At 66.6% G+C, this 13,267-nt stretch carries 11 protein-coding genes; 3 read left to right on the forward strand and 8 right to left on the reverse strand.

The features are described 5' to 3' along the window. The 3 genes from ACDELDRAFT_RS13045 to ACDELDRAFT_RS13055 form a co-directional block, all read right to left on the reverse strand. Positions 1–546 (reverse strand): AAA family ATPase (locus ACDELDRAFT_RS13045; RefSeq protein ID WP_005797473.1); only part of this gene is annotated, 546 nt, incomplete at its 3' end. Between the two features lie 57 nt (positions 547–603). Further along, positions 604–1,668: a homocysteine S-methyltransferase family protein gene (locus ACDELDRAFT_RS13050; RefSeq protein WP_005797474.1), complete on the reverse strand. Its 1,065-nt coding sequence runs from the start codon at positions 1,666–1,668 to the stop codon at positions 604–606. A gap of 22 nt (positions 1,669–1,690) precedes the next feature. Beyond that, a complete protein-coding gene (locus tag ACDELDRAFT_RS13055; RefSeq protein ID WP_332375901.1) occupies positions 1,691–2,227 on the reverse strand; it encodes a midcut-by-XrtH protein in 537 nt (178 codons plus the stop codon). Between the two features lie 221 nt (positions 2,228–2,448). On the opposite strand from ACDELDRAFT_RS13055, the gene recQ reads away from it, so the two are divergent. After that, positions 2,449–4,305 carry a DNA helicase RecQ gene (recQ, locus tag ACDELDRAFT_RS13060; protein ID WP_005797478.1) on the forward strand — a complete coding sequence of 619 codons (1,857 nt, stop codon included), beginning with the start codon at positions 2,449–2,451 and terminating at the stop codon, positions 4,303–4,305. A gap of 193 nt (positions 4,306–4,498) precedes the next feature. Then, positions 4,499–5,344, forward strand: a complete 846-nt coding sequence (locus ACDELDRAFT_RS13065) for a hypothetical protein (RefSeq protein WP_005797480.1) — start codon at positions 4,499–4,501, stop codon at positions 5,342–5,344. Between the two features lie 34 nt (positions 5,345–5,378). Here ACDELDRAFT_RS13065 and ACDELDRAFT_RS13070 read toward each other — a convergent pair whose 3' ends face one another. The 5 genes from ACDELDRAFT_RS13070 to ACDELDRAFT_RS13085 all read right to left on the reverse strand — a co-directional run bounded on the left by ACDELDRAFT_RS13070 (position 5,379) and on the right by ACDELDRAFT_RS13085 (position 11,624). Continuing rightward, a complete protein-coding gene (locus ACDELDRAFT_RS13070) occupies positions 5,379–6,068 on the reverse strand; it encodes an anaerobic ribonucleoside-triphosphate reductase activating protein (RefSeq protein WP_005797482.1) in 690 nt (229 codons plus the stop codon). A gap of 149 nt (positions 6,069–6,217) precedes the next feature. Next, positions 6,218–6,394, reverse strand: coding sequence for an anaerobic ribonucleoside-triphosphate reductase (gene nrdD / locus ACDELDRAFT_RS25080; protein WP_005797484.1), 177 nt, complete (start codon positions 6,392–6,394; stop codon positions 6,218–6,220). A 182-nt stretch (positions 6,395–6,576) separates the two neighbouring features. Then, positions 6,577–8,595 carry a ribonucleoside triphosphate reductase gene (locus tag ACDELDRAFT_RS13075; protein WP_005797486.1) on the reverse strand — a complete coding sequence of 673 codons (2,019 nt, stop codon included), beginning with the start codon at positions 8,593–8,595 and terminating at the stop codon, positions 6,577–6,579. 241 nt (positions 8,596–8,836) lie between these two features. Then, the gene (locus ACDELDRAFT_RS13080; protein WP_005797488.1) at positions 8,837–9,262 is read right to left on the reverse strand and encodes a hemerythrin domain-containing protein; all 426 of its coding nucleotides are present in this window, start codon (positions 9,260–9,262) and stop codon (positions 8,837–8,839) included. A gap of 76 nt (positions 9,263–9,338) precedes the next feature. Further along, entirely contained in the window at positions 9,339–11,624 is a 2,286-nt protein-coding gene (locus tag ACDELDRAFT_RS13085; RefSeq protein ID WP_005797490.1) for a nitric-oxide reductase large subunit, read from the reverse strand. Positions 11,625–11,884: 260 nt separating this feature from the next. Between ACDELDRAFT_RS13085 and norR the strand changes: the two genes are divergently transcribed. After that, positions 11,885–13,267 (forward strand): nitric oxide reductase transcriptional regulator NorR (gene norR, locus ACDELDRAFT_RS13090; RefSeq protein ID WP_005797493.1); only part of this gene is annotated, 1,383 nt, incomplete at its 3' end.

The following is a 13,267-nucleotide window of genomic DNA, read 5'->3' on the forward strand; positions in this document are numbered from 1 at the left end:
CAGATGGCCACCATCGGGCCCCAGCAGCGCAATGGCTTCGGCCGAAAACGCGATGGAGCGCTCGGGCCCCAGTTGCGGCCCCCTGCCCCGTGCCTGGCGCTCGCCATCCACCCATACCGCATAGGCACCGCGCTCGCGGCGCTCGGCCCGGAACTGCCGTGCCACCGTGGACAGCGCCAGTGCCTGCGCCACCACGGCGCCGCTGGCAGTTGTGGCGTAGCTGCAGGCAAACCGTCCCTGCCGCACGCGCTCGCCCTCGGGGCGCTCGAACTCCAGCACGATCTCGAACTGGCGCGGGGTGCTGCCGCGCGCCAGCACCGCATCAAAGCTGCCCAGGCTGACCAGGTCGTGGGCTTCGTCGCCCCCGAGGTTCAGGTGCACCGTGCGGTCGGGCGCGGCGGCGGTCTGCTTGAGCAGCAGCAGGCTTTGCAGCAAGGTGGATTTGCCCGACGAATTGCTGCCCAGCAGCATGGTGACCGGCGCCAGCCGCACCAGACCGCTGTCGCGCCAGGCCTTGAAATTCTTGAGCTGCAGGTGCTTGATCATGTCCGTCGGTTGCCTGTTCCGGCGCGGCCGGCGGTTCGTTGCGTGCGGCCAGCCCGCTCAGGCCGCTTCGCGGTAGAACAGTGACCGGGTCTTGACCGGCGCGACGGCCTTGCCGATGGCGGCGATGTGGTCCGGCGTGGTGCCGCAGCACCCTCCCACGATGTTCACCAGGCCTTCGGCGGCAAATTCGTGCACCAGGCGGCTCGTCACCTCGGGCGTTTCGTCAAAACCGGTGTCGCTCATGGGGTTGGGCAGACCGGCGTTGGGGTAGCAGCTGATGAAGGTGTCTTCTGCCACGCGGTTCAGCTCCTGGATGTAGGGGCGCATCAGCGTGGCGCCCAGGGCGCAGTTGAGGCCAACGGCCAGCGGGCGCGCGTGGCGCACGCTGTGCCAGAAGGCCGTCACGGTCTGGCCGCTCAAAATGCGGCCCGAGGCGTCGGTGACGGTGCCACTGATGATGATGGGCAGGCGCTCGCCGCTCTTTTCAAAGAACTCGTCGATGGCGAACAGCGCGGCCTTGGCGTTGAGCGTGTCGAAAATCGTTTCGACCAGCAGCACGTCGGCGCCGCCTTCGACCAACGCCTCGGTCTGCTCGTAATAGGCGGCGCGCAATGTTTCAAAGTCGATGTTGCGCGCGCCGGGGTCGTTCACGTCGGGGCTGATGCTGGCCGTCTTGGGCGTGGGGCCCAGGGCGCCGGCGACAAAGCGGGGCTTGTCCTGCGTGCTGTACTTGTCGCAGGCGGCGCGGGCCAGCCGGGCAGACTTCAGGTTCATCTCGCGCGCGAGATGCGCCATGTGGTAGTCCTCCTGCGCGATGGTGGTCGCACCGAAGGTGTTGGTCTCGATGAGGTCGGCGCCGGCCGCGAGATACCGCTCGTGGATGTCGCGGATCACGTCCGGCCGCGTGAGCGAGAGCAGCTCGTTGTTGCCCTTCACGTCGTAGGCGAAGTCCTTGAAGCGGTCGCCCGCGCCATCCGCGCCGCTGTAGCCCTCGCCCCGGTACTGCGCCTCGCCCAGCTTGAAGCGCTGGATCATGGTGCCCATGGCGCCGTCGAGGATGACGATGCGTTGGGCGAGGATGTCAGGGAGTTGCGCGGCGCGGGTATAAATAGGCAGGGACATGGATAAATTGTAAGAGGCGCCGTCAGCAACCCCAGGCCTTGGCGGCCGATGGCGTACCCGACTGCATCTGGCCGATCGTCACGGCACAGGACGCCACCAGATTCAGCGTGCATTCCCCGCCCGGCGCGAGGGCAGAGCCCACGGCGCAGGAGGAAGAACCGCCAACGACGGTATTGAAGTCTGGGGTCAGCCCCATCAGGCGTTGCGTGGTGCCTGTTGAATTGTGCACGGTATGCACGCCATAGCCCGAGACGGTGGTGGAGCCCCCCGGGGCCTGGTCCAGCAAGGTAGGGGAATAGGCCGTGGCCCAGGCGTCGCGCGAAACCAGCGCCGATCCGAGTGTGACGCTTGCGGCCACAGCCAACAGGGCCCACCCGAGAAAACGCCCCGCCCCCGCCACTTCAATACGAAATAGCCAGAGCAGGCCAAAAGCGCTGACAGCAGGATCAACGCCCCGGCAGGCAAGGTCGGAACGCCGAATGCCGACAGAGGCGCATAGTTCACGACCACCGCCTGGCCCCAGGCCAGATCGGTAAACATTGCTGGCAGCAGCAGACAGCTGATGCGGGCAGCGGCAGAGACGTTCCTGGCGTCAATGACGAGCTTCATAACAATCCTTTATCGGCGGGTTTGACGCAGGGAATTATGGACACGCCGGTCTTGGCAGTCCACAAAGATTGCGCAGGGCCAGGGCGGTTGCCGAATGACGGACAATCCACGCCGCGAGGATGCCCTCGAGCAAACCGCATTTTGTAATTCATCCCGATCAAGCCCTCCCCCTTGTCTCCCTCTCAATCTGTCCTGCGGGACGTCTTCGGCTACGAGCAGTTCCGAGGCCCCCAGCAAGCCATCGTCGAGCATGTGATCGCAGGCAGCGACGCGCTGGTGCTCATGCCCACGGGCGGCGGCAAGTCGCTGTGCTACCAGGTGCCGGCCATCGTGCGCCAGCGGCAGGGGCGCGGGGTGACCATCGTGGTCTCGCCGCTGATCGCGCTGATGCACGACCAGGTGGGGGCACTGCACGAGGCGGGGGTGGATGCGGCTTTTTTGAACTCCACGCTGAGCTTTGACGAGGCGCAGGATGTGGAGCTGCGCCTGCAGACGGGCGACATCACGCTGCTGTATGCCGCGCCCGAGCGGCTGAACACGCCGCGCTTTCTGGGCATTCTCGACAGTCTCTACCGCGGCGGGCACCTGAGCCTGTTCGCTATCGACGAGGCGCACTGCGTGAGCCAATGGGGCCACGACTTCCGCCCCGAGTACCGCGCGCTCACGGTGCTGCACGAGCGTTATGCGGGTGTGCCGCGCATCGCGCTCACGGCCACGGCCGATGCGCTCACGCGCGCCGACATCATCGAGCGCCTGCAGCTCGAAGACGCGCGCCTGTTCATCAGCAGCTTCGACCGGCCCAACATCCGCTACACCATCGTCGAAAAGAAGGACGCCACTACGCAGCTGCTGCGCTTCATCGAGCGCGAGCATGCGGGCGAGGCCGGCGTGGTGTATTGCCAATCACGCAAGCGCGTGGAGGAGCTGGCCGCCACGCTGTGCGACGCAGGTATCACCGCGCTGCCCTACCACGCGGGCCTGGACACGAAGGTGCGCCAGAAGAACCAGGACCGCTTCCTGCGCGAGGAGGGCATCGTGATGGTGGCCACCATCGCGTTTGGCATGGGCATCGACAAGCCCGACGTGCGCTTTGTGGCGCATGTGGACATGCCCAAGAACATCGAGGGCTACTACCAGGAGACCGGCCGCGCGGGCCGCGACGGCCTGAACGCCGATGCCTGGATGGCCTATGGCCTGAACGACGTGGTCAACCAGCGCCGCATGATCGACGAAAGCCCGGCGGGCGAGGAGTTCAAGCAGGCACTGCGCGGCAAGCTCGATGCGCTGCTGGCGCTGGCCGAGGCCACCGACTGCCGCCGCGTGCGGCTACTGGCCTACTTTGGCGAGCAGTCCACGCCCTGCGGCAACTGCGACAACTGCCTGAACCCGCCTGCCGTGTGGGACGCCACCGACGCAGCGCGCAAGCTGCTGTCCACCATTTACCGCGTGAGCCAAGCCAGCGGCATCAGCTTTGGCACGGGGCACATCATGGACATCCTGCGCGGCAAAAAGACGGAAAAGGTCGCGCAGTTCGGGCACGAAAAAATCTCCACCTTCGGCATTGGCGCCGACCTGTCGGAACCCCAGCTGCGCGGCGTGCTGCGCCAGCTCATCGCCACCGGCGCCCTGGGCCTGCAAAAGGTGATGCTGGACAGCGGCCACAGCTTTGACACGCTGTGCCTCACCGAAGGTTCGCGCGCCGTGCTGCGCGGTGAGGTGCCGGTGCAACTGCGCGAATCGGTGTCGTCGGCTTCGCCCAAGCGCACACGCAAGAGCAGCGCGCCCCCGGCCGCCGCAGCCAACCTGGGCCCGGACGCACAGGTGCGTTTCATCAACCTCAAGGCCTGGCGCGGCGAAGTGGCGCGCGAGCACAACCTGCCGGCGTATGTGATCTTCCACGACGCCACGCTGGCGGCCATTGCCGAGCGCAATCCGGCCACGCTGGAGGCCCTGCAAGGCATCACCGGGATGGGGGCGAAGAAGCTGGAGGCCTACGGGGCCGAGGTGCTGCGGGTGGTGGGCAGCTAGCCGCGCCCGCGGACACGCCATCCGGCGGACGAACACAGCCGCCGCTTGCCCCTAGGTGCCGGACCCACGCCGGCGTCCTGCTGCACCATTTTCGGCGCCTTCGTTTGACTTACTTCTGGTTACGCTGAAACCGTTCTCCGGTATAAGCCTGGGTTGCATCTCAAAACACCACAACCTCAAGGGAGAGAGTTCCATGCTGAAGAAAATCGTCGCCACGGCCCTGCTGATCAGCGCTGGCCTGGCACATGCGTTTGCACCGCAAGCGGGTACCTGGGTCGTTTCGTCCGAACTGGACGGCAAGCCGGGGCGCGGGTTGGCGATCGACGTGCAGAACGACACGTTCGTCATGCAGATGTATGCCTACGAAAGCAGCGGGCAACCCACTTTCTATCTGGCCTCTGGCAAGATTGCCAACAACCAGGTGTCAGCGGCGCTGATCCGCTACTCAGGCGGCCGCTACCTCGGAAGCGGTGCACTGTCGGGCAAGGAAGCCGGCAACGCCGGCACGGCGAATTTCCGCTTCACCAGTGGAACCACCGGCTTCGTCACCCTTCCAGGCGAGCCCGAAAAAGCCATCTCGCGCTTCAATTTTGGCTACCCGTTTGCGGCGCCAAGCCTGGTGGGCGTCTGGAGCCTGACCTCGATCGGCACGGATGGCCTGCTGTCGGATGCCGTGCAACTGGCGACCAATCTGGGGCCCACCTCCACCGGCAATGGCCTGGTGGCTTCCCCCGACGGACTGTTCGGTTGCGAACACCAGATATCCGGAAACCTCGCGGGCTCCGTCTTGTGCGTCAAGATCAACAGCCAGGGGCAATTGCAGCGGTCGTATCTCTTCACCTACAGCGTGAATGACGGCGAAGGTTATTCCATGCGCTCCAGCTCCGGAACGCAGCAGATGCTGTCGGTGCGCCGCCTGGCGAATCCGCAGGGCACCGGCACGGGCCTGGTGTACAAGGCCGGAGAACCCGTGGCGGCTGAGCACCCCGCACTGCGGGCGCATCTGAGCGACGTCGCGGCCCACGGCTTCGCCGACTGACCCTCTGGCGGCGCGCATGCGCCGCCGCCAGCGCTCACTCGCGGCGCAGCGCAAAGGACGTGAATTGCGCGTTCCAGTGCGCCGCCTGCTGGGGCATGACTGCACCAGCGGCTCCTGGCGCACGGCATTCCTGCAACGCCCAATGCCGCACGCCCGCATCCGCCAGCGTGTCGGCCAGCGCACACAGTTCGTCGTTGCCGAAAAGGCCCTGGTGCCATGTGGTGCGGCACTCATGATCCACACCGCTGCGCAGCACCAGCGCCAGCGATTCCTGCACTTTGCGCCCGCTGTCCGGGACGCCCGTGATGGCGTCGTACCGATGCCGGGGCCCCTTGATGTCCAGCCCCACCCAGTCAAGCAGCGGCAGCGCGGCCGCAAGGCGATCGGGGTACATGCCGCCCGTGTGCAGCGCTGTCTGGAACCCCATGGCGCGCACCTCGGCCAGCGCTGCGGGCAGGGCGGCTTGCAGCGTGGGTTCTCCGCCCGAGAAAACCACGCCGTCGAGCAGGCCCCGGCGGCTTTCGAGAAACGCCAGCACCTGCGCCCACGGCGCTGCGGCGGGTGCCGTGGCGTCGAGCAGTTCGGGGTTGTGGCAATAGCTGCAGCGCCACGGACAACCCTGGCAGTAGACCACCGCCGCAAGCCGGCCTGGAAAGTCGATGGTGGTCAGCGGCGTGAGGCCGCCGACGCGCAAACGGTTGGTAGGCAAAAGGGTTTCGCTCACGGTATCAAAGGTTCAGGGCGTACGCCCGGCGCGGCCCAAGCCAGCGGCCACCGCGCAAGGGCCGCCCCGTCGCGCTGGTGGCGCCCCCCTTCCCGCAAAGCAACGCTTTGCGAGAGAAAGGGAAGCGGCACAGCCGCACAGGAGGTTGTTCACTTTTCTGCGAAGAACTGGCGTTCGTGGTGCTCGCCTTGTTTGCCCACATTGAAGCTGGACACGGGGCGGTGGTAGCCCATCACGCGGGTCCAGACCTCGCAGGGCTGGCGCTCGGCATCGGTGAGCTGAACGTCGGCGACGGCGGCGTGTTCAGCGGTTGAAAAATGGCTCATTGCGGCCTCTCCTTGGTAAAAATGGACGCGCAGCGGGATTGCGGCGCTGTCCGGCGGGAACGTATTTCCAAATTCAGGAGCGCTCAATGCTCCTGAATACATAGCATTAAGCTCTTATCTAGAAAGCGCTGCGGCGCGTTTTGATCTCAAATCCGCCGCCATGACCCGGCGGCGCGGATGGCTCACGCCGCCATGGCGGCGCGCTTGGCCGCCAGGCGCTCTTCATCGCAGCGCGGGCAGAACGGGTGCTCGCCCGCCAGGTAGCCGTGCGTGGGGCAGATAGAGAACGTGGGGGTGACGGTGATGTAGGGCAGGCGGAAGTTGGTGAGCGCCCGTTTCACCAGTTCGCGGCAGGCGGCGCCGCTCGACAGCCGCTCGCCCATGTACAGGTGCAGCACGGTGCCGCCGGTGTACTTGGACTGCAGTTGCTCCTGGCGCATCAGGGCCTCGAACGGGTCGTCGGTGAAGCCCACGGGCAGCTGCGAGGAGTTGGTGTAGTACGGCTGCTCGGCCGTGCCCGCCTGCAGGATGGCGGGCCAACGCTTACGGTCTTCCTTGGCGAAGCGGTACGTGGTGCCCTCGGCGGGCGTGGCCTCCAGGTTGTAGAGGTGACCGGTTTCTTCCTGGAACTGCGTCATGCGCTCGCGCACATGGTCGAGCAGGCGCAGGGCCAGGCGATGGCCCCCTTCGCTGGTGATGTCTTCGCGGCCGTTGGTGAAGTTGCGCACCATCTCGTTGATGCCGTTCACGCCCAGCGTGGAAAAGTGGTTGCGCAGCGTGCCCAGGTAGCGCTTGGTGTAGGGGAACAGGCCTTGGTCCATGAGGCGCTGGATGAGCTTGCGCTTGGTCTCCAGGCTCTGCTTGCCCAGTTCCAGCAGGCTGTCGAGCGCGGCAAACAGACCGGCCTCATCGCCCGCATGCAGATGGCCCAGGCGCGCGCAGTTGATCGTCACCACGCCCAGGCTGCCCGTCTGCTCGGCGCTGCCGAAGAGGCCGTTGCCACGCTTGAGCAATTCGCGCAGGTCGAGCTGCAGGCGGCAGCACATGGATCGCACCATGTTGGGCTCCAGCTCGGAGTTGATGAAGTTCTGGAAGTACGGCAGGCCGTACTTGGCCGTCATGTCGAACAGGCGCTGCGCGTTCTCGCTCTCCCACGGGAAGTCCTTGGTGATGTTGTACGTGGGGATGGGAAAGGTGAACACGCGGCCCTTGGCATCGCCCGTGGTCATCACGTCGATGTAGGCGCGGTTGATCAGATCCATCTCGGCCTGCAGGTCGCCATACGCAAACGGCATCTCATGGCCCGCGATCACGGGCACCTGCTCGCGCAGGTCTTCCGGGCAGGTCCAGTCGAAGGTGAGGTTGGTGAAGGGCGTCTGCGTGCCCCAGCGCGAGGGCACGTTGAGGTTGTAGACCAGCTCCTGGATGCACTGGCGCACGGCGGCGTAGTCCATGCCGTCCTTGCGCACAAAGGGGGCCATGTAGGTGTCGAACGACGAGAACGCCTGGGCGCCCGCCCACTCGTTCTGCAGCGTGCCCAGAAAGTTCACGATCTGCCCCACGGCCGAGCTCATGTGCTTGGCCGGCCCCGCCTCCACCTTGCCCGGCACGCCGTTGAGCCCCTCGTGCAGCAGCGTGCGCAGCGACCAGCCAGCGCAGTAGCCGCTGAGCATGTCGAGATCGTGGATGTGGATGTCGCCATTGCGGTGCGCCTCGCCGATCTCCGGTGTGTAGACGTGCGAGAGCCAGTAGTTGGCCGTGACCTTGCCCGCCACGTTCAGGATCAGCCCGCCCAGCGAGTAGCCCTGGTTGGCGTTGGCGTTCACGCGCCAGTCGGCCCGCGTGAGGTATTCGTTGATGGAGCTTTCCACATCCACCAGCGTCTGCTTGTCGGCACGCAGCGTGGCGTGCTGCTCGCGGTAGACGATGTAGGCGCGTGCCGTGGCCAGGTGGTTGGCGGCAATCAGCGTCTGCTCGGCCACGTCCTGGATCTGCTCGACGGTGGGGGCCTCGCCATGGAAGCGGTGGATCAGCACCTTGACGACCTGCGCGGTGAGCAGCGCGGCCTCGGCGGCGTCAAATTCGTCCGTGGCCTTGCCGGCGCGCTGCAGCGCGGCACGGATGCGCTCGGCATCAAAAGGAACACGCTGCCCGCTGCGCTGGATGACTTCGCGCGGCAGGGTGACAAGGGTTGACGCCATGGGTTCTCCCAAACAAGTGACGGGGTTCAAACACTACCTATGGTGTCCACGATACATATCAAACACTATAGGTAGTTTGATCAAACACAAACGCGCCGGTAAGCAGGGGTAAAAAAAAGCCGGCTCGAAGGCCGGCGAAAGCAAGGTGCGCAGGGCCCTGCCGATGGATGAACGGGAAAGCGGCCGTGCTGTGCGGGCGCGCTGTGCGGTGTGTTGGCGGCGTTGCGCAGGCGCGGCGCTGTCAGGCGTGCACGGCCTCTTCCTCCTCGATGCGGGGATAGAAATCGCGGTCTTCGCGCTGCATGCGTTCGTACACCTTGCGCAACACCACGTTGGCTTCGGCCCGGAATCCCTTCTCGTCGGTGCGCAGGCTTTCGGCCGTGTTCCAGCGGCGCGCGAAGGCGTCGTAGGCACTGGCGATCGGACCCATGTCGTTCTGGTACTGGCGGCCCATGCGCGCCAGCTCGGCGTTGCCTCCGCGCTGCAGTGCGGGGTACAGCGCCTGATCCTCCACCGCCAGGTGCAGCTTGATGGTGCTGCTCATGGCGATGATGCGCTGCGCAATCTCGGCCACATTGCGTTCCACGCCCGCATGGGTCAGTTGCCGCAGCAGGTCGATGCTGCGCAGGATGTCGAGGTGCTGGTGCTTGAATTTGTCGATGTTCATCGATGGGACTCCTTGTGGGAATGAAAAAGTTGGCCCCGCTGCAGCCCCGGTTGGCGGCTGCAGCGCGGGCGAGGCATCAGCCGCGCGCGCCGGCGAGATGGGCTCCGGCCGCCGGAACGGGCGCGCGGGCGCCGAACAGGCCGCTCACCACCTGCCACGACACCGAGAGGGCGCCCACGATGAAGACCACGTCGCCGAAGGTGCGCACCCAGCGCAGCGTCTGGATGAAGGGCTGCTGCATGAACGCTTCGCTGCGGGCGTACCACAGGCCTTCGCTCACGCTGGCATGGAACTGGAACAGCGCTATGGGCAGCAGGCTGGTCGCGATCATCAGCACCAGGCCGGCGTTGAGCCACCAGAAGCCGGTTTTCATGAGGCGCTCGTTGAACACCAGGGTGGGGCGCACATAGCGCAGCACCAGTAGCGTGAAGCCCAGCGCCAGGAAGCCATACACCCCGAACAGCGCGGCGTGCGCGTGCATCGGCGTGGTGTTGAGGCCCTGGATGTAGTACAGCGCGATGGGCGGATTGATCATGAACCCGAACACCCCGGCACCCAGCATGTTCCAGAACGCCACGGCCACGAAGCACATCAGGGGCCAGCGCAGGTTGGCCATCCAGGGCGCGCGGTGCTGCAGGCGCCAGTGCTCCCAGGCCTCGTGGCCCAGCACCACCAGCGGCACCACTTCCAGCGCGCTGAAGGCCGCGCCCACCGCCATCACGGGCGTGGTGGTGCCTGCGAAGTACAGGTGGTGGAAGGTGCCGGGCACACCGCCCAGCATGAACAGCGAGGCCGAGGCCAGGCTGGCGGCCGTGGCCATGCGGTACGACACCAGGCCCAGGGTCGAGAAGATGAAGGCCAGCGCCGTGGTGGCAAACACCTCGAAGAAGCCCTCGACCCACAGGTGCACCACCCACCAGCGCCAGTACTCCATCACCGACAGGTGCGTGCGCTCGCCATAGAAGAAGCCCGCGCCGTAGAACAGGCCGATGGCGACCACCGACGCCGTGAGCAGCGCCAGCAGGTTCTTGTCGCCGCCGGGCTTGCGCAGCGCGGGCACGATGCCGCGCAGCATGAGCACCAGCCAGAAGGCGATGCCGGCGAACTTGCCGATCTGCCACAGGCGGCCCAGGTCCACGTATTCATAGCCCTGGTGGCCCAGCCAGAAGTTCCACCCCTGCGGCATGATCTGCGCAATGGCCAGGTAATTGCCCACGAACGAGCCCACCACCACGACCACCAGCGCCCAGAACAACACGTCCACGCCCAGTTTCTGGTGGGCCGGGTCCTTGCCGCCGTTGATGAGCGGCGCGAGGAACAAGCCCGCCGCCAGGAAGCCGGTGGCGATCCAGAACAGCGCGCTCTGGATGTGCCAGGTGCGCACCAGCGAATACGGGAACCACTGCGACAGGTTGAGGCCGTAGAACTGTTGCCCCTCCACCGTGTAGTGGGCCGTGAAGCCGCCCAGCATCACTTGGAAGCTGAACAGCGCCACGATGAGGAACAGGTATTTGGCCAGGGCACGCTGCGAGGGCGTGAGCGGCACCCGCGCGAGCGGATCGTGCGCGGGCGGCGTGGGTTCGGCCTCGTCATGCTTGCGCAGGAAGGCCCAGCCCCACACCAGAAAGCCCACACCCGCCATCATCACCACCACGCTCATCACCGACCACACCATGTTCTCGGCCGTCGGCTTGTTGCCGATGAGCGGCTCATGCGGCCAGTTGTTGGTGTAAGTGGCCACGCTACCGGGCCGCTCCGTGGCGGCGGCCCAGGCCGTCCAAAAGAAGAAGCCCATCATCTGCGCGCGCCGCTCGGCGCTGGGCAGGGTGTTTTCCTTCATGGCGAAATGCTCGCGGCTCTGGTGCAGCGCCGGCGCATCGCTGAACAGCTGGTCGTAGTAGAGCGCGGTCTGCGCAATCGCATCGGCACGCACCGTCGAGACCGTGACCGTGCCCGTGGCCGGGTCGTAGGTGTTGGTGCGGTATTCGGTTTTCATGCGGTCGCGCAGCACCGCCTGCGCGGCGGCATCGAGCGCAGCGAAGGGCTTGTGGTGTTCGCGCTCGGCGGCCAGGTCCAGCCAGGCCAACAGCTCGCGGTGCAGCCAGTCGGCCGTCCAGTCGGGCGCCTGGTAGGCGCCGTGGCCCCAGATCGAACCCAGCTGCATGCCCCCCACCGACTGCCAGGCGGTCTGGCCGTCGAGGATGCCTTCGTGCGTGAAGATCACCTCACCTCCGGCGGTGGCAATCTTTTCGGGAATGGGCGGCGCCGTGCGGTACACCTCGGCCCCGTAAAAGCCCAGCAGGCTGAAGGTGACGATGAGCACGCCGATCAGCGTGAACCAGAGTTTGCGGTAGTTACCCATGGCGAGCCTCCGGGCGGCTGCCTGCAAGAGGTGGACGAGCGGAGCCGGGGCACCGGCCGGGAATGGCGGCGCGGGGCGCGGCCATGCGGTTGCTGAAGTGAGGGGTCATGGGGTCATTGCCTTGGATCGGTACACCCATCCACTACAGCAAAGCCCAGACCAGCAAACAGGGTCAATTCAATCAAGCACTTACCGAGTTCGTGGTATTTTTCACCATCTATTTATTGGGTAATATGCACCCATTAAAGGTATAAACAACCATGAAAGACGCCGCCCTGCTGGCCGACCTGGCCACCGATCTGCCCCAGGCCATCCGCCTGCAGCGGCTGATGGACCACCTGCGGGTGCGCTTCGACTGCGGTGCAGTGGCCCTGCTGCAGCTGGAAGAAGACCATCTGCGCCCCGTGGCCGTGGTGGGCCTGGTGCCCGAGGCGCTGGGGCGGCGCTTTGCCATCAGCCAGCACCCCCGTCTGGCCGCGATTCTGGCGCGCCGCGAGGTGACCAGTTTCGACCACGACAGCACCCTGCCCGATCCCTACGACGGCCTGCTCGACTCGCTGGTGGGCGCGCCCCTGCCCGTGCACGACTGCATGGGCGTGAGCCTGCAGGTGGAGGGGCAGCCCTGGGGCGCACTCACACTCGACGCCCTGCGCGGCACCTTTGGCGCACAGGCCCGCGCGGCGCTGGCCGACTGCAAGGTGCTGGTGGAGGCCGCCGTGCGCATCTCGCGGCTAGAGCGCGAGGTGCACGCCCTGCGCATGGCACCCCACACGCGGGGCGTCGACGATGAACGGGCGCCGCGCGGCGGCGATGGCGAGATGGACATCGTGGGCCAGAGCGCGCCCCTGTCGCGCCTGCTGCACGAGTTGCAGGTGGTGGCGGGCTCCGACCTGCCCGTGCTGCTGCTGGGCGAAACCGGGGTGGGCAAGGAGCTGTTTGCGCGGCTGCTGCACCGCCAGTCGAAACGCCGCGCCAAGCCGCTGGTGCATGTGAACTGCGCGGCGCTGCCCGAATCGCTGGCCGAGAGCGAACTGTTCGGCCATGTGCGCGGCGCGTTCTCGGGCGCGGTGGCCGACCGGCCGGGGCGCTTCGAGGCAGCCGAGGGTGGCACGCTGTTCCTCGACGAAGTGGGCGAACTGCCCCTGGCCGTGCAGGCCAAGCTGCTGCGCACCTTGCAGAACGGCGAGATCCAGCGCCTGGGCGCCGACCGGCCGCGCCGCGTGGACGTGCGCGTGATCGCCGCCACCAACCGCAACCTGCGCGAACAGGTGCGCGATGGCGCCTTCCGCGCCGACCTGTACCACCGCCTGTCGGTCTACCCCGTGCCGATTCCGCCGCTGCGCGAGCGCGGCGACGATGTGCTGCTGCTGGCGGGCCGCTTTCTCGAGCTGAACCGGGCACGCCTGGGCCTGCGCAGCCTGCGGCTCTCGGCCGGTGCCCAAGAGGCGCTGCGCCGCTATCCCTGGCCCGGCAACATCCGCGAGCTGGAGCACGTCATCAGCCGCGCCGCACTCAAGGCCCTGAGCCGCGGTGTCCACCGCAACGACATCGTGACGCTGGAAGCCGCCCTGCTCGACCTGGATGCCGACGCCGCGCCGCGCATGCCCGGCCCGCCACCGAAGCGCAGGACAGCGCAGCCCCCC

The sequence above is a fragment of the Acidovorax delafieldii 2AN genome (assembly GCF_000175235.1).
GTDB classification, from domain to species: domain Bacteria; phylum Pseudomonadota; class Gammaproteobacteria; order Burkholderiales; family Burkholderiaceae_C; genus Acidovorax; species Acidovorax delafieldii_B.